Annotated in this window: 14 protein-coding genes; 10 read left to right on the top strand and 4 right to left on the bottom strand. The window is 74.4% G+C overall.

Features of this window, described 5'->3' with window-relative positions:
* The first annotated feature begins 1 nt into the window (after position 1).
* Positions 2-1669: an L-aspartate oxidase gene (locus E4P40_RS13455; protein WP_135159072.1), complete on the top strand. Its 1668-nt coding sequence runs from the start codon at positions 2-4 to the stop codon at positions 1667-1669.
* Positions 1666-2565: a carboxylating nicotinate-nucleotide diphosphorylase gene (gene nadC / locus E4P40_RS13450; RefSeq protein WP_135159071.1), complete on the top strand. Its 900-nt coding sequence runs from the start codon at positions 1666-1668 to the stop codon at positions 2563-2565. The genes E4P40_RS13455 and nadC overlap by 4 nt, the downstream gene beginning before the upstream one ends.
* Positions 2566-2576: 11 nt before the next feature.
* Here nadC and E4P40_RS13445 read toward each other — a convergent pair whose 3' ends face one another.
* Positions 2577-3617 (bottom strand): LLM class flavin-dependent oxidoreductase, encoded by a 1041-nt coding sequence (locus tag E4P40_RS13445; RefSeq protein ID WP_209305311.1) that lies wholly within the window; start codon positions 3615-3617, stop codon positions 2577-2579.
* 338 nt (positions 3618-3955) lie between these two features.
* Between E4P40_RS13445 and E4P40_RS13440 the strand changes: the two genes are divergently transcribed.
* Together E4P40_RS13440 and E4P40_RS13435 are read left to right on the top strand one after the other, a co-directional pair.
* Positions 3956-5923, top strand: coding sequence for an EAL domain-containing protein (locus E4P40_RS13440; RefSeq protein WP_245160323.1), 1968 nt, complete (start codon positions 3956-3958; stop codon positions 5921-5923).
* Positions 5924-5994: 71 nt separating this feature from the next.
* On the top strand, positions 5995-6780 hold the full coding sequence (locus E4P40_RS13435) for a transglutaminase family protein (protein WP_209305310.1): 786 nt from the start codon (positions 5995-5997) through the stop codon (positions 6778-6780).
* 14 nt (positions 6781-6794) lie between these two features.
* Here E4P40_RS13435 and E4P40_RS13430 read toward each other — a convergent pair whose 3' ends face one another.
* Positions 6795-7700 carry an NAD(+)/NADH kinase gene (locus E4P40_RS13430; RefSeq protein WP_135159068.1) on the bottom strand — a complete coding sequence of 302 codons (906 nt, stop codon included), beginning with the start codon at positions 7698-7700 and terminating at the stop codon, positions 6795-6797.
* Positions 7701-7705: 5 nt separating this feature from the next.
* Positions 7706-9133 (bottom strand): NAD(P)/FAD-dependent oxidoreductase, encoded by a 1428-nt coding sequence (locus E4P40_RS13425; RefSeq protein ID WP_135159067.1) that lies wholly within the window; start codon positions 9131-9133, stop codon positions 7706-7708.
* A 111-nt stretch (positions 9134-9244) separates the two neighbouring features.
* Between E4P40_RS13425 and E4P40_RS13420 the strand changes: the two genes are divergently transcribed.
* The 6 genes from E4P40_RS13420 (at position 9245) to E4P40_RS13395 (ending at position 16001) form a co-directional block, all read left to right on the top strand.
* Entirely contained in the window at positions 9245-9757 is a 513-nt protein-coding gene (locus E4P40_RS13420; RefSeq protein WP_135159066.1) for a flavin reductase family protein, read from the top strand.
* Positions 9758-9910: 153 nt separating this feature from the next.
* Complete coding sequence (locus E4P40_RS13415; RefSeq protein WP_135159065.1) at positions 9911-10423, top strand: sigma-70 family RNA polymerase sigma factor; 513 nt, start codon at positions 9911-9913, stop codon at positions 10421-10423.
* Positions 10407-11486, top strand: a complete 1080-nt coding sequence (locus E4P40_RS13410) for a hypothetical protein (protein WP_135159064.1) — start codon at positions 10407-10409, stop codon at positions 11484-11486. Before E4P40_RS13415 ends, E4P40_RS13410 begins: the two co-directional genes overlap by 17 nt.
* Positions 11487-11505: 19 nt before the next feature.
* Complete coding sequence (locus E4P40_RS13405; RefSeq protein WP_245160322.1) at positions 11506-12483, top strand: ABC transporter ATP-binding protein; 978 nt, start codon at positions 11506-11508, stop codon at positions 12481-12483.
* Positions 12480-13328, top strand: coding sequence for an ABC transporter permease subunit (locus E4P40_RS13400; RefSeq protein WP_135159062.1), 849 nt, complete (start codon positions 12480-12482; stop codon positions 13326-13328). Before E4P40_RS13405 ends, E4P40_RS13400 begins: the two co-directional genes overlap by 4 nt.
* A 69-nt stretch (positions 13329-13397) precedes the next feature.
* On the top strand, positions 13398-16001 hold the full coding sequence (locus E4P40_RS13395; RefSeq protein WP_135159061.1) for a bifunctional FO biosynthesis protein CofGH: 2604 nt from the start codon (positions 13398-13400) through the stop codon (positions 15999-16001).
* A 6-nt stretch (positions 16002-16007) separates the two neighbouring features.
* Here E4P40_RS13395 and E4P40_RS28110 read toward each other — a convergent pair.
* The coding region (locus tag E4P40_RS28110) for a hypothetical protein (protein ID WP_209305309.1) at positions 16008-16923 on the bottom strand (916 nt) is incomplete at its 5' end.

The following is a 16923-nucleotide window of genomic DNA, read 5'->3' as shown; positions in this document are numbered from 1 at the left end:
GGTGAGCGCGAGCCTGATCCGTGTGGCGACGGCGCTGCCGCTGCCCCCGGCCCGCTGGACCCGCACGACCGACGTGGTCGTCGTGGGCAGCGGCGCGGCCGGCCTGCTGACCGCGCTCGTCCTCGCCGACGCCCGACGGGCGGTCACGCTCGTCACCAAGGGCACGCTCGGCGACGGCAGCACGCGGTGGGCCCAGGGTGGCCTGGCCGCGGTGCTCGGGCCGGACGACGACGCGGAGCTGCACGTCCGCGACACTCTCGTCGCCGGCGCCGGCCTGTGCGACGAGGGGGCCGTGCGGACGCTCGTCGAGGAGGCACCGGACGCCGTCGCGCAGCTGCAGGCGCTGGGCGCCCGGCTCGATCTCGCCTCCGACGGACGGCCGGCCCTGACCCGTGAGGGCGGCCACTCGCGCGATCGCATCGTGCACGCCGGTGGCGACGCCAGCGGCGCCGAGGTGACCCGCACCCTGGGTGCGGCACTGCGCGGCCGCGGCATCGAGGTGCTCGAGCACACGGCGGCGCTCGAGGCGCTCCGCACCGCCGACGGCCGGGTCGTCGGGCTGCGGCTCGCGCGCATCCGGGACGACGGATCGCTCGCCGACGCCGGTGACCTGCGCGCTCGGGCCACCGTGCTGGCCACCGGGGGCTACAGCCAGGTCTACGCCGCGACCAGCAATCCCGAGGGCGCCACCGGTGACGGGCTGGCCCTCGCGCTGCGCGCCGGCGCCGAGATCGCCGACGTCGAGATGGTGCAGTTCCACCCCACCGTGCTCTGGACCGGCCGCGGCGCCGCCGGACAGCAGGCCCTGGTGTCGGAGGCCGTGCGCGGCGAGGGCGCGGTGCTGGTCGACCGCGACGGACGACGGATCATGCCCGGCGCCCATCCGCTGGCCGACCTCGCGCCGCGCGACGTCGTCTCCGCGACCATCGCCGCCCACCTGGCCGCGACGGGCGACGACCACGTCTACCTCGACGCCACCCACCTGGGCGCGGACTACCTCGCCCGTCGCTTCCCCGGCATCGCCCGCGCCTGCCGGGAGGCGGGTCACGACCTGACCCGCGAGCCGGTGCCCGTCGTGCCCGCCGCGCACTACAGCTGCGGCGGGGTGGTCGCCGACCTCGACGGCCGCACGACGGTGCCCGGGCTCTACGCCGTCGGCGAGGTCGCCTGCACCGGCGTCCAGGGGGCCAACCGGTTGGCGTCGAACTCGATCACCGAGGGCCTCGTGGCCGCCCGCCGGTGCGCCGCACTGCTCGCCACCGAGCTGCCGGCTCCCGGCCAGGCGGTCGAGCCCGCCGTCGGCCGGGCCGTCGATCCCACCGCCCGGCGGGCCGTCACCGAGGGCGCATCCCGGCACGCGGGAGTGCTCCGGGACGCGACGGGTCTCGCGACGCTGGCCGGCGTCCTCGCGACCGCACCACGACGGGGCCTCGAGCAGCCGCTCGACCTCGCGGCGGTCGAGACGACCGCGCTGCACACGGCGGCCACGGTCCTCTGCGCCGCGGCGCTGACCCGGACCGAGAGCCGCGGGTGCCACCGCCGCACGGACGAGCCGCTCACCCGGCCGGAGTGGCGGGTCCGGCTGGTGCACCGTCTCGACGGCGCCGGACACCTGCACACCCGTACCGAACCGGTCCGTTCGCTCGTCGGCGCCCGGGGCGTGGCATGAGCGACCCGTTCGGTGCCGTGCACCGCTCGCACGCGGCGGCCCTGTCAGCAGCCGGACTGGACCCCGCCGAGGTGGAGCGGGTGGTGCGCCGGGCCCTGGAGGAGGACCTCGCGCTCGGCCCCGATGTGACCACGGACTCCACCGTGTCCGCTCTCGCCAAGGCCACCGGCGACATCGTGCCGCGGTCGCCGGGCGTGCTCGCGGGGGTTCCGGTGGCCGCCGCGGTCTTCGACCTGGTCGGCCGCGGGCAGATCGACGTCCACCTGCTCGCCGCCGACGGCACCGCCGCCCGGCCGGGAGAGGCCGTGCTCACCGTCGCGGGGCCGGCGCGCGCACTGCTGACCGCGGAGAGGACTGCCCTCAACCTGATCGGGCACCTCTCCGGCATCGCCACCCTGACCCGGCACTGGGTGGACGCCGTGGTGGGTACGGCGGCCGCGATCCGCGACACCCGCAAGACCACGCCGGGTCTGCGCGCGCTGGAGAAGTACGCCGTCCGCTGCGGTGGCGGTGCCAACCACCGCATGGCGCTGGGCGACGCCGCCCTGATCAAGGACAACCACGTCGCCGCCGCCGGCGGCATCACCGCAGCCGTGGAGGCGGTCCGCCGCTCCGCGCCGACCGTGCCGCTGGAGGTCGAGTGCGACACGCTCGACCAGGTGCGCGAGGCGATCGCGGCCGGCGTGGAGCTCGTGCTGCTGGACAACTTCTCCCTCGCCGACACCGTCGCCGCGGTGGACCTCGCCCGCGGGACCGGCTGCCGGCTCGAGGCCAGCGGCGGCCTGACGCTCGACCACGCCCGCGAGGTCGCCGCGACGGGGGTCGACTACCTGGCTGTCGGCGCGCTCACGCACAGCGCGCCCGTGCTCGACCTGGGCCTGGACCTGCGCGCCTGACCGCTCCCGGGTCAGGCGGCGCGCTGGTCCGGGTGCACCCAGCCGATCGCCGGGGCGACGTGCGTCGTGATGTTCTCCAGCAGCCGGGCGTTGTAGTCCACGCCCAGCATGTTCGGCACCGTGATGAGCAGCGTGTCGGCCTCCTGAACCGCGACGTCCTTGGCGAGCTCCTCGGCCAGCTGGTCGGGCTCGCCGACGTAGCTCTTGCCGAAGCGGGCCCGCACGCCCTCGAGGATGCCGACCTGGTCCTCGCTCGACCGCTCACTCCCGAAGTAGGCCCGGTCCTCGTCGCTCACGATCGGCAGCACGCTGCGGCTCACCGAGATCCGCGGCTCCCGCTCCCAGCCGGCCTCGGCCCACGCCGTCCGGTAGCGGGCGATCTGCTCGGCCTGCAGCTGGTCGAAGGGCACCCCGGTGTCCTCGACCAGGAGCGTCGAGCTCATCAGGTTCATCCCCTGCTGCGCCGTCCACTCCCCCGTGGCGCGGGTGCCCGACCCCCACCAGATCCGATCGGCGAGCCCGGGCGACTGCGGCTGGATCGCCAGCCGGCCGCGCGTCCCACCGGTCATCCGCGGGTCGGCGTCGACCACCGTCTGTCCGGCCACCGCGGCGAGGAACAGGGCCGTCTTGTCGCGGGCCAGGTCGGCGTCGGTGCTGCCTTCCGGCGGGACGTAGCCGAACGCCTCCGAGCCGCGCAGCGCCGTCTCCGGCGATCCCCGGCTGACGCCGAGCTGCAGCCGGCCGTCGCTGAGCAGGTCGACGGCGGCGGCCTCCTCGGCCATGTACAGCGGGTTCTCGTAGCGCATGTCGATGACGCCGGTGCCGATCTCGATGCGGTGGGTCCGCACCGCCATGGCCGACAACAACGGGAACGGCGAGGCGAGCTGACGCGCGAAGTGGTGCACCCGCACGAAGGCGCCGTCCACCCCGAGCTCCTCGGCGGCCACCGCCAGCTCCACGCTCTGCACCAGGGCGTCCCGGCCGGTGCGCACCTGCGACCCTGGGATGGGCTGCCAGTGCCCGAAGGACAGGAACCCGATCTTCTTCTCCACCGCACTCACCTCTCGTCCGTGTGGACGAGAGCGCTGCCGGCGGTCCCGCTGTTCCCGGTGACGCCCGCGGAGGGAGCTCCTGCACCGCTCCGTTGCCATCCTCCGAGGAGTAGCACGAACGCGCCCGAGGGCCGACGGTCGACCTCGCACCTCGAGACCTCGCCGCGACGGCACGCCGCAGTGAACCAGGGGACGGTGGCAATGTGACGGGCCGGTCCCCGTCGGTTGGCACATCACGCCCATGAGCAGCGGCGAACTAACGCACCGTGACGGCACGATCACGACTCTCCGTAGCCAGGTTCCGTCACTTCCCGCCTCCGATGCGTGACCCTGTGGAGGTGAGCCTTCCCGCCTCAGAGGTGCCGCCCGCCGGCCCCGCAGGTCACCGCATGCGGGCGATCGACACCCTGCTCGCCGACCGCGGTCAGCTCTTCCAGGCCCTGTTCCTCGCCGCCCCCATCCCGAAGGCGCTCGTCGACCTCGAGGGTCACGTGCTGGTCGCCAACCCGATGATGTGCGCGCTGACCGGGCGGACGGCCGACGAGCTCGCGGGCCGGCACATCGACCTGCTCGCCCACCCCGACGACCCGCCGGTGGGCGACCTCGGCCTCGTCCCCGGCCCGGGCGAGCCGCACATGGACGCGAACCTCCTGCTCGACGGCGAGCGCCGGCTGCGCCGCTCCGACGGCACCGAGCTGTGGGCGGTCCAGTCGCACGAGGTCGTCCGGCACAACAACGGCGACGCGCAGTTCGTCGTCCTCTCGCTGGTGGACGTCACCGACCGCCGCCGCGCGGAGGAGGACCTGGTCCGCCGGGCCTTCACCGATCCGCTGACCGGGCTGCCCAACCGCCGCGCGCTGACCGACCGGCTGCGCCACGCGGTGGCGCTCTCCCGCCGTCGTGGGCTGCAGGTCGGCCTCGTGCACCTGAACATCGACCGCTTCAAGGCGGTCAACGAGGCCCTCGGCCACGAGGCCGGCGACATGCTGCTCAGCCAGGTCGCCGACCGGTTGCGCTGGAGCACGCGGGTCGAGGACACCGCCGTCCGCCTCGGTGCCGACGAGTTCCTGGTCGTCGCCGAGGACGTCGAGGACCTCGACGGCCTGCGCGCGCTCGCCGACCGGCTGCTCAGCGTTCTCGACGAGCCGTTCCTCGTCCACGACCGCGAGATCACCCTGTCGGCCAGCGTCGGCCTGACCCTCGGGTCCGACATGACCCCCGACGACCTGCTCCGGCAGGCGCAGAGCGCGCTGACCCGCGCCAAGGCCGACGGCAGCCGGGCCCGCATCGAGGTGCACGAGGGCGCCCTCAGCCGGGACGACGTCGACGCCCTCCAGCTCGAGACCGACCTCAAGCACGCACTGGAGAACGAGGAGCTGCGGCTCTTCTACCAGCCGATCGTCCACCTGGCCGACGAGCAGCTGCTCGGCTACGAGGCGCTCGTCCGGTGGGAGCACCCCACCCGTGGCCTGCTGCCGCCGGCGGCCTTCCTCTCCGCCGCCGAGGACAACCGGCTCACGTCCAAGCTCGGCGCGTGGGTGCTGCACCGCGCCTGCACCGACGCCGCCGCCTGGCCCGAGGATCTGCGCGTCCACGTCAACATCTCCGCCCGGCACCTCGCCGAGGAGGGCTTCAGCGAGCTCGTCGCGGACGCGCTCGCGCACTCGGGCCTCGACCCCGCTCGCCTGGAGCTGGAGATCACCGAGTCGACGGCGCTGTTCGCCGCCGAGGCCACGCTGCACTCCGTGGCCGTCGTCACCGACGCGGGCGTCACGCTCGCGCTCGACGACTTCGGCACCGGGTACTCGGCCATCACGGCCCTGCACCGGCTGCCCATCCACACCGTCAAGATCGACCGGTCCTTCGTCGCCGACGTCGTCACCGAGCCGGCGACCGCGGCCCTCGTGCAGGGCCTGCTCCAGCTCGGGCGCGGCATGGGCCTGCAGGTGATCGCCGAGGGCATCGAGGACCTCGACCAGGCGGCGTGGCTGCTCGACCACGGCTGCGCCATGGCGCAGGGCTACGCCTTCGGCCGTCCCGCTCCCCTGCCCAGCCCCACCGAGGTGATGCTCGGCGAGATGATCGACGCGCCCGTCGAGATCGTCGCCGGCGAGCTGCTGCCGGACGAGATGGAGCCCCCGGCGGTGCCCTCGCCTCGGTCGGCCAACGACGAGACCGCGCCGCAGCGGCCGCTCCTGATTCAGGACGACGAGCCGCGCGACCACGACACCGGCTACCTCACCGGCGAGTTCGCGCTCACCAGTGAGCTGCTGGAGGAGATCGGCGAGAACCCGGACGAGGACTGAGCAAGCCCTCCGCCGGCCGGGGTGAGGGAGCACACAGGGCGGGCGACCTGCGCAGACGCCACGATGGCCGCATGCGCATCGACGTCGCCGCCACCCTCACCATGACCTCTCCGGAGCCGGCGACCGCGCTGCTCCAGGTCGCCGTGGCCGATCCGTCGTCGGAGCAGCTGACCGTGCTGTCGGGCGGGAGCCCGGTGGAGCCCGAGGAGATCGACGTCGCCGGCGCCCGCGTGCACCGTCTGCAGCTCGAGCCCGGCGACACCACGGTCACCTACAGCGCCTCGGCCGGGACCGGTGGCGCTCCGCGCAGCGTGACCCCCGCCGAGTGGGCGGAGGCGCTGCGGCCCAGCCGCTACTGCCCGTCCGACCAGCTCGAGGGCTTCGCGAGCACCGAGTTCGACCGGAACCTGCCGCGGACCGAACTCGTGCCCGCGGTGGCCGACTGGGTCCACCGCCGGCTGATCTACACCTCCGGGGCGAGCCGGCCGGTCGACACCGCCATCGACACGCTCCTGGCCGGCCAGGGCGTCTGCCGCGACTACGCGCACCTGACGATCACGCTGCTGCGGTCGCTGGAGATCCCGGCGCGGCTGGTCGCGGTCTACGCCCCCGGGCTCTCGCCGATGGACTTCCACGCGGTGGTCGAGGCCGACATCGACGGCACCTGGTGCGTGGTCGACTCGACGCGGCTGGCACCCACGAGCTCGCTGTTGCGGATCTGCTCCGGACGGGACGCCGCGGACACCGCGTTCCTCTCCCTGTTCGGCGGCGTCGCGCAGTTCCGCACCATGACGGTCACGGCGACGACGGCGGGCGCCCTGCCGGCTCCGAGCGACGCTCCGTTCCCGCTGCCCTGACGGGACGTTGCGCCTCAGTCGGCGTCCGCGAGGCGCCGGCGCAGCCCCTCGGGGACCAGCTCGAGCAGTTCCTGCGGCAGCAGGGGCAGGTCGAGCAGCGACAGCTTGACCCGGCTGCGGTCGGCCGCCCGCGAGCCCTCGATGCGGACCAGCCGCCCTGCGTCCGGCCGCAGCTCCACCTCCAGCACGCGACCGGGCTCGAGCCGTCCGGTCAGGACGCCGTCCAGCTCGACCGCGGGGTGCCCGTCGGTCAGCTCGAGGCGCAGCGGCTCGCCGGGCCCGAGCAGGAGGCTGCGGGCGATCCCGTTGAGCGGGGCCGACGGGGTCACGAGGATGCCCTGGACACCGGGACTCACCACCGGCCCTCCGGCCGCGTAGTTGTAGGCGGTGGATCCCATGGGCGTGGCCAGGATGAGCGAGTCGCACCGGTAGTGCCCGTACCGGCGCCCGGCGACCGAGAGCGTCGCCTCGACCATGCCCTCACCCGGCACGCGCGCCAGGACGACGTCGTTGAAGGCGATGCTCTCGCCCTCGCCGTGCCGCACCACGAGGCACTCGCGCAGGTCGGTGGTCACCCGCCCGTCGGCCAGCGCGCCCAGAGCCGCGTCGAGGTCCGCCCCCTCGACCTCGGTCAGGAACCCCAGGTTGCCGAAGTTGACCCCGAGCACCGGGACCGGCCGGTCCACGACCAGGCGCATCGCCCCCAACAGGGTGCCGTCCCCGCCGAGGGCGATGATCCCGTCGCAGGTTCCGGCCAGCTCCTCCACCGACACCGGGTGCAGCCCGCCGAGGCCCAGGCGGGTGACGTCGTCGGCGGACGCGACCAGCTCCACCTCGTTGGTCGACGTCCACGTCAGGACCTGGTTGACCGCCGGCGAGCAGTCCCGCCGGGGGTGCAGCACCAGGCCGATCCGCGCCATCGCGCTCAGCCCCGCCAGGTCTCGAGGAGCCGGAGCCAGATCTCGTTGATCGTCGGATAGGCCGGGACGGCGTGCCAGAGCCGGCCGATCGGCACCTCCCCGACGACGGCGATCGTGGCGGCCTGCAGCAGTTCGGAGACGGCGGGCCCGATGAACGTCATGCCCAGCAGCACCTCGCGCTCGGTGTCGACGACCGCGATCGCCGTCCCGGTGTAGCCGTCGGCGAACAGCCCGGCGCCCGACACCTGGCCGATCGGGTACTCGACCACGCGGTGCGGCAGGCCGGCCTCCTCCGCCTCGGCGACCGTGCGCCCGACACTGGCGACCTGCGGGTCGGTGAACACCACGGACGGCGTCGCGACGGCGTCGGCGGTGGCGACGTACGGCGACCAGTCGGAGGTGTCGGGCTCCTCGCCCCTCGCACGGGCGACGATCACCGCGCCCGCCTGCCGCGCCTGGTACTTGCCCATGTGCGTGAGCTGGCGGCGGCCGTTGACGTCGCCCACGCCGTAGAGCCAGGGCAGCCCCGTGACCTGCATCGTGTCGTCGACCTGGAGGTACTTCCCCGGCTCGAGACCCACGGTGTCGACGCCGAGCTCAGTGGTCCGTGCGCGGCGCCCGACCGCGACCAGGACCTCGTCGCCCCGGACCTCGTCGGGGACGGCGGGCCCCGATGACAACGTGAGCACCACCTCCGTGCCCTCGCGGCGGGCGGCGGAGACCCCGACGTCCAGGCGGACGTCGACCCCGGACGCGCGCAGCGCGGCCGCGACGGCCTCGCCGGCGGCGGGTTCCAGCGGCGGCAGCAGGTGCGCGCCCTGCTCCACGAGCGTCACCTCGGCGCCGAGGCCCCGCCAGGCGGTCGCCATCTCGCAGCCCACGACGCCGCCACCGATGATCAGCAGCCGCCCGGGCACGTCCTTGGCGCTGGTGGCCTCGCGCGGTGTCCAGGGCTCGATGCCGCTCAGCCCGGGGATGGGCGGCACGGCGGCGGCGGAGCCGGTGCAGACCGCCACCGCGTGCCGGGCGGTCAGCCGCGTCTCCGAGCCGTCGGCCGCGGTGACGACGACGGTGCGCTCGCCGTCGAGCCGGCCGGTGCCGCGGATAAGGTCGATGCCGGCGCCGGCGACCCACTCGACCTGCCCGGAGTCGTCCCAGTGCGAGGTGAACGTGTCCCGGCGGGCCAGGGTGGCGTCGACGTCCTGCTCCCCCGTGACGGCCTGGGCCGCGCCGTCGACGGCCCGCGCCTGCGCCAGCACCTCGGTGCCGCGCAGCAGCGCCTTGCTGGGCATGCAGGCCCAGTACGAGCACTCCCCGCCGACCAGCTCGTTCTCGACGAGGACGGCGGTCAGCCCGCCCCGGACGACGATGTCCGCGACGTTCTCCCCGGTCGACCCGGCCCCGAGGACGACGACGTCATAGGTCTGATCCACAGTGCCCCATTCGCTCCCGCGGGGCGCTCCGCTCGTCACTCGTTCCTCGCTGCGATGCTCACGCCCCTGTCCGCTCACGCCTCATCCTGTCGATGTGATCGACTCATCGCCATGCCGGTCGACGCCACCGAGTTCGCCGCCGCACTCGGCCAGTACGCCGCCGGGGTCTGCCTGCTCACCGTCCGGGACGGCATCGACGACGTCGGGACGACGGTCACCTCGGTCATGAGCGTCTCGGCGTCCCCGCCGCTGGTCGCCGTCGGGCTCACCGCGGCCGGCTATCCGGCGGAGGTGCTCGAGGAGGTCGGCTCCTGCGGGCTGACCGTGCTCGCCGCCGAGCACGCCATCGTGGCGTCGCGGTTCTCCTCGGCCGGGCGGCCCAGCGCCCGGCACCTGCTGGAGGCCGTGCCCTGGACGCGCGCCCCCGGCAGCGACGCCATCGTGCTGACCGGCGGGGTCGCCGCGCTGGACTGCCGGCTGGATCGGCTGGTCGAGGCGGGCGACCACGTCGTGGCCGTGCTGGCCGTCGAGGACGTGTCCGCGCTCCACCCGGACGCCCGACCGCTGCTGCGGCTGCGCGGCCGGTACGTCGACGAGTCGGGCTCCCCCCTCACCCGGCCGTGACGGTCCGCGGAAGAAATACGCCGGTCGCTGTCACATCCGGGCCGTCGGCGGTGCTTACCGGGTGTGGAACTCGTACGGCCATCGTTCGCCGCCGCAGCGCCCCTCCCCGGGCTGCGCGGTGCGGCCCGGCCCCGGACTGATCGGGGCACCGGCATGTCACGGGGCAGGGACGACGTCCGGACGGATCTCGAGGAGGTCTTCCGCGGCAACTACGCGCGGGTCGTCGCCGTCGCCGCGCGCGTCCTCGGCTCCCGCGACCAGGCCGAGGACGTCGCCCAGGAGGTCTTCCTCTCGTTCGGCCGTTCCACGGTGCCGGCCGACGAGGCGGGCGGCTGGCTGACCGTCGCCGCGACCCACACCGCGCTCAACGTGCTCCGCTCCGGGCGGCGCCGCAGCGCCCGCGAGGAGATCGCCGGGGACGGTCCCACCGTCGTCCCGGACGTCGCCGACCTCGTGATCACCCGCGAGGAGCGGAGTTCCGTCCGCGCCGCGCTGGCCCGCCTGCCGCACAGGCAGGCGGCCGCGCTGGTGCTCCGGCACAGCGGCCTCAGCTACGCCGAGGTCGCCACCGCCCTCGACCTGTCCCCCGGGAGCGTGGGCACCACCGTGCGCCGCGCCGAGTCCGTCCTGCTCAAGGAGTTGAACCGCCATGCGTCACCCGAGTGAGGGCGTCCTGCGCCGACTGGTCGACGAACCGGCCGGCGTCACCGACGACGACCGCGCGCACATCGCTGCCTGCCCCACCTGCCGGCGAGACCTGGAGACCGCCCGCGCCGAGGCGCAGCTCGTGGGTTCCGCGCTCGCTTCTCCGGTGACCCGCGACGTCGACGTGGACCGCGCCTGGGCCCGGCTCTCGACGACCACCGCCGCCCCCGTCCGACCGGTGGCCCTCAGCTCCGGCCGGTGGCGCTCCGCGGTGCGCCGTCCCGTGGTGGCCGCCCTCAGCGCGGCCGTCCTGGTGACGGGCGCCGGCGTGGCAGCCGCCAACGACTGGCTGCCGATCTTCCGGGCCGAGCAGGTGGACCCGGTCCAGGTGACCGCCGCCGACCTGGTCCAGCTCCCCGACCTCTCCGCCTACGGCGACCTCGAGTTCCTCCAGGAGCCGGAGACGGTCGAGGTACCCGACGCCGCGACCGCGCTCGAGCGGACCGGGCTCGCCGTCCCCGAGGTCTCCGACCTGCCCGAGGGCGTGAGCGGGGACCCGACCTACCGGGTGGCCGGCACCATGAGTGCGGTCTTCACCTTCTCCGCGGAGAAGGCGGCACAGGCCGCGGCCGCCGAGGGCGAGGACCTGCCGGTTCCCCCGCCCGGTGTCGACGGCAGCTCCCTGCGGCTCACCGCCGGTCCCGGCGTGGCGGCCTTCTGGGCGCAGCCCACCGGAGTCCCGACCCTGGTCGTCGCCCGTGTCGGCGCCCCCACGGTGGACGCCTCGGGCGACGTGGAGTTCGCCGATGTGCGCGACTACCTGTTGTCCCTCCCGGGGCTGCCGGACGACCTCGCCGAACAGCTGAAGGACCTCTCGGAGGACGGCGCGACGCTGCCCCTGCCCGTGCCCGCCGAGCTGGTGACCAGCTCCGAGGCGGACGTGGACGGGGCGGACGCGACCGTGCTGACCTCCCGCAACGGGCTCTTCGCGGGCGTGGTCTGGGTGGAGGACGGCGTGATGACCGGGGTCGCCGGGTCGCTGAGTGCCGACGAGCTCCTGTCGGTCGCCCGTGGCCTCCGCTGACGCCGCTACCGTCCGGGGGGTGAGCTCCGACAGCGCGACCACCGCCCAGGATCTGGCCGGGCTGGCGCCGTCCCCGGCGGTCTGGTGCTCGGGACTGCGCAAGCGGTACGGGCGCCGGACCGCCGTCGAGGACGTCTCCTTCACCGTGGCCCGCGGCGAGGTGCTGGGTCTGCTCGGGCCGAACGGCGCGGGCAAGACCAGCGTCATCAAGATGCTGCTGGGCCTCGTCCGGCCCGACGCCGGTGAGGTGCTGTTGCTGGGCCGGCGGTCGACCGACCCGCGGTCCCGCAGCGCCGTCGGATACCTGCCCGAGCTGTTCCGCTACCAGCCGTGGCTGACGCCGACGGAGGTGCTGGACCTGCACGTCCGGCTCGCGAAGGTCGACGTCGACGCCTCCGAGCGTCGGGAGTGCCTGGCGCTCGTCGGCCTGACGGAGCGAGGGGGCGACCGCGTGGGCGGGTTCTCCAAGGGCATGCAGCAGCGGCTCGGGCTCGCCGTCGCGCTGGTCGCCCGGCCGGAGCTCGTCGTCCTCGACGAGCCGACGAGCGCCCTCGACCCGCTCGGCCGGGTCGACGTCCGGGACCTCGTGCTGTCGCTGAAGTCCCGCGGCATCGCCGTCCTGCTGAACTCCCACCTCATCGGCGAGGTCGAGCGGGTCTGCGACCGGGTGGTGATCCTCGACCAGGGCCGCGTGGCGGCGTCGGGCACGCTCGCCGAGCTGCTCGGGCAGCGGGAGGTGCGGCTGCGGCTGGCCGACGTGGACGGCCGCGCGGAGCGGCGGCTGGCCGCGGCCGGCGCGCTGACCCGCAGCGGCGACTGGTTCACCGTCCAGCTCACGGCGGACGACGACGGCGTCACCGTGCCCGACCTGGTGCAGGACCTCGTCGGCCTGGGCGTCCGCGTGCACGCCGTCGAGCCGGTGCGGATCAGCCTCGAGGAGCGTCTGCTCTCCGTCCTGCGGCACGAGGAGCCCGCTGCCATGGAGGCCGCCCGATGATTGCCCTGACCGTCGCGGGCCTCACCCTCCGGGAGGCCCTGCGCCGCCGGGTGATCTGGGCGCTCCTGGTGCTGACGGTCGCGTTGCTCGCGCTCAGCGCCTGGGGCTTCTCGAAGCTCATCGGCCTGGACACCGAGCTCGGCACCATGACCAGCGGCGAGGCCCGCCTCGTCGCCTCGCTGCTGCTCAACCTGATCATGTTCGGCTTCAGCCTCATCGCCGCGATCGGCACGGCGTTCCTCGCCGGGCCGACGCTGGCCGGCGAGGTGGAGTCGGGGCAGGCGCTGGCGATCCTCGCCCGCCCCGTGCGCCGCTCCGCCGTCCTGTTCGGCAAGTGGCTGGGCCTGCTCGCCTTCGGCGGCGGGTACGTGATCCTGGCGGGCCTCGCCCAGCTCCTGGTCGTCCGGGCCGCGGTGGGCTACTGGCCGCCGGCACCCGTCAGCGGTCTCGCGCTGCTCGCGGGCCAGACGCTGGTGCTGCTGACGCTGGCCCTGCTGCTCTCCAGCGTCGTCTCCCCCATGGCGTCGGGAATCATCTCGGTGGGCCTCTTCGGCGCGACGTGGGTCGCCGGCGTGGTCGGCGGCATCGGCGGCGCCCTGGGCAACGAGGGCGTCGAGCGCGTCGGCACCGTCTCGCGGATCGTGCTGCCGACCGACGGGCTGTGGCGCGGGGCGATGAACGCCTTCCAGGACCCCGTCGCGCTCGTGCAGATGGGCCCGGGCGAGGGTGGGTTCCCCTTCCTCAGCGACGCACCGCTGGCGCCGGCCTACCTGGCGTGGGCGGCGGTGTGGATCGCCGTGATCTGGGGACTGACCGCGCTGTCGTTCCAGCGCCGCGACATCTGAGTGATGGGGCTCACATCGTCGTAGTCACTATTCAGGATCATGGATTGGGCGACTAGCGTCAGTCCGGTCATGAACTCGCTGCCGGTACCGACCGATTCCGCCCTGCGCCGTGCCGTCGTGCGCGCCGAGCGGGGCGTCGTGCTGGACGCGGTCGAGGCCGAGACGCTGCTGCACGCGCGCGGGTTGGGCGAGGGCGAACCGCTGGACCGGCTGCTGACGGCGGCGGCGCGGGTGCGTGACGCGGGCCTGGCGTCGGCCGGGCGGCCCGGGGTCGTGACCTACAGCCGCAAGGTGTTCATCCCGCTCACCCACCTCTGCCGCGACCGCTGCCACTACTGCACGTTCGTGACGACGCCGGGCCGGCTGCGGGCCCAGGGCAAGGCGGCGTTCCTGTCGCCGGACGAGGTGCTCGAGGTCGCCCGGGCCGGCGCGGCCATGGGCTGCAAGGAGGCGCTGTTCACCCTCGGCGACCGGCCCGAGGACCGCTGGCCGGTGGCGGCCGAGTGGCTGGAGGCGCACGGGTTCGACTCGACGCTTTCCTATCTGCGCGCGATGGCGATCCGGGTGCTGGAGGAGACCGGACTGCTCCCCCACCTCAATCCCGGCGTGCTGACCTGGGAGGAGATCCAGCGGCTCAAGCCGGTCTCCGCCTCGATGGGCATGATGCTGGAGACCACGGCGACCCGGCTCTGGTCAGAACCCGGCGGCCCGCACTTCGGGTCCCCGGACAAGGAGCCCGCCGTCCGGCTGCGGGTGCTGGAGGACGCCGGGCGCTCCGCCGTCCCGTTCACGACCGGTGTGCTGCTGGGCATCGGGGAGAACTACGCCGAGCGGGTCGACGCGATCCGCGAGATCAGGGCCTCGGCGCAGCGGCACGGCCATGTGCAGGAGGTCATCGTCCAGAACTTCCGGGCGAAGCCGCGGACGGCGATGCAGGCACACGACGACCTGGAGCTGCAGGAGTACGTCGCGGCGGTGGCGGTCACCCGGCTGCTCCTCGGGCCGAAGGCCCGGGTGCAGGCACCGCCCAACCTGTCCGACTCCACCGAGCTCGGGCTGCTGCTGCGGGCCGGGGTCGACGACTGGGGCGGGGTCTCGCCGTTGACGCCCGACCACGTGAACCCCGAGCGGCCCTGGCCGAACATCGACAAGCTGGCGGCGCTCACGGCCGAGGCCGGCTTCGAGCTGCGCGAGCGGTTGGCCGCCCAGCCGCCGTACGTCGTCGCGCCCGAGCCGTGGCTGGACCCGCGGGTGCGGCCGCACGTGTTCGCCCTCGCCGGCCCGGACGGGCTCGCCGTCGAGGACCGCCTGCCGGTGGGCCGGCCGTGGCAGGAGCCGGACGAGGCGTGGACGTCGTCCGGCCGGGTCGACCTGCACGTCGAGGTCGACACGGTCGGGCGGACGACCGACCGCCGCGGCGACTTCGACGCCGTCTACGGCGACTGGTCGGAGCTGCGCGAGCGCACCACCTCGGCACGCGACGGGCACTCCACCGCCCTGACGGTGGGCGACCCCGAGGTGCACGCCGCGCTGCGCCGGGCCGACGCCGATCCCGCGGGCCTGACCGACGCCGAGTACCTGTCGCTGCTGGGCGCCGACGGCGCCGACCTGGACGCGCTGACGGCGCTCGCGGACTCGGTACGCCGGGACGTCAACGGCGACGACGTCACCTACGTCGTGAACCGGAACATCAACTTCACCAACGTCTGCTACACCGGCTGCCGGTTCTGCGCGTTCGCCCAGCGGCGCACCGACGCCGACGCCTACACGCTGTCGATGGAGCAGGTCGGCGACCGGGTGGACGAGGCCTGGTCGGCCGGGGCGACCGAGATCTGCATGCAGGGCGGCATCCACCCCGACCTGCCCGGGACGGCGTACCTCGACCTGGCGCGCGAGGTGAAGAAGCGACAGCCGGGCATCCATCTGCACGCCTTCTCCCCCATGGAGATCGTCAACGGCGCAGCCCGGACCGGGCTCTCCTTCGTCGACTTCCTTACCGCCGCCAAGGAGGCGGGGCTGGACTCCGTCCCGGGCACCGCGGCGGAGATCCTGGACGACGACGTCCGCTGGGTGCTGACCAAGGGCAAGCTGCCGACGGCGACCTGGCTGGAGATCATCCGGACGGCGCACCGCGTGGGCCTGCCGACGACGTCGACGATGATGTACGGGCACGTGGACACCCCGGCGCACTGGGTGGCGCACCTGCGGACGCTGGCCGCGCTGCAGGACGAGACGGGCGGCTTCACCGAGTTCGTGCTGCTGCCGTTCGTCCACCACAACTCACCGATCTACCTCGCCGGGGTCGCCCGTCCCGGCCCCACGGTGCGGGAGAACCGTGCCGTGCACGCGGTCGCCCGGCTGCTGCTGCACGGCCGGATCCCCAACATCCAGACGTCCTGGGTGAAGCTCGCCGAGGCCGGCACGAAGGCGGTGCTGCAGGGCGGCGCCAACGACCTCGGCGGCACCCTGATGGAGGAGACGATCAGCCGGATGGCCGGCAGCGAGAACGGCTCGCTGAAGACCATCGCCGAGCTCGAGGCCATGGCCGCCGCGATCGGCCGTCCCGCCCGCCAGCGCACGACGGAGTACGGCACCCCCTCCGCCGAGCGCATGGCCACCGCCCGCTCCGACGAGGGCCGCCGGCGGCTCACGCTGTCGATCAACCCGGCCTGAGGCCGCCTACTTCTGGCCCTGCGCGGTCGCCTCCTCGGAAGAGCTCGTCCGAGGTGTCGGGACGGCCCCGCCGCTGCCCTTCCGTCGACCTCTGGCCGGGGCCGGACCGGTCGGTGGCACTCGCTCCGTCGTGCGCCGCCGCTTCAGGAGGTCACCGACCGCCGACGCGGGCGGCAGGACCACCAGGAAGAGCAGCACTGGCCACATCCACGGGTTCTCGCCGATCCAGGTGACCGCGTCGCCGAGCCACCGGAAGAGGCGGTCCTCCAACCAGGGCAACCAGGGTGCGGCTGCCAGGAGCACCAGCGCCAGGGCGAGCAGGATCCGCAGGGCGTCCTTCGTCTTCGGGCCGACCGCGAACGCCAGGACCACCGCCCCCGAGCCGAATGCGATCAGCCCGGTCAGCCCGAACAGGGTGATGTCGGTGAGCAGACCGAGCACGCCACCGGCGAGGAGCCCCAGCCCGAGGAGGGTCATCGTCCGGTGCCGGCCGCGGGCCCGGTCGGCGACCGCGTGCGCCGTCCTCGTGACGGTCCGGGCGGTGGTGAACGTCGGCTTCAGCGACGTCGGCGGCGTGCCGACGCCGGTGCCGGCGGCCGTGGCCACCGCGGCGGCGTGGGTGGCGGTCCGGAGGAACAGTGGGGAGCGCTCCTTCGCCTCCCGCGCGATGGTCTCTGCGGCGACCGGACAGGCGTCGAGCAGCCGGGCCTTCTCGTCCGCGGAGGTGTCGCTCCAGCGCGTGCGATCGAGCTGGGCGAGCCAGCTCACCGCGTCCGGGGTGCGCGCGGTTCCGGCGCCGTCCACTGGTGCCCTCGGTCGCCTGGCGCCGCCGTCCCCCTGCCCGGCGCGGACGAGGCCGGCCACCACGGGCAGCTCCTCGTCGACGACGTGCCGCTGCAGGACCGCGGCGACCCACAGCGCC

It is taken from the genome of Blastococcus sp. CT_GayMR20 (assembly GCF_004570345.1).
Note: the sequence above shows the minus strand (reverse complement) of the source record. Positions and strands in the feature narration are given on the sequence as shown.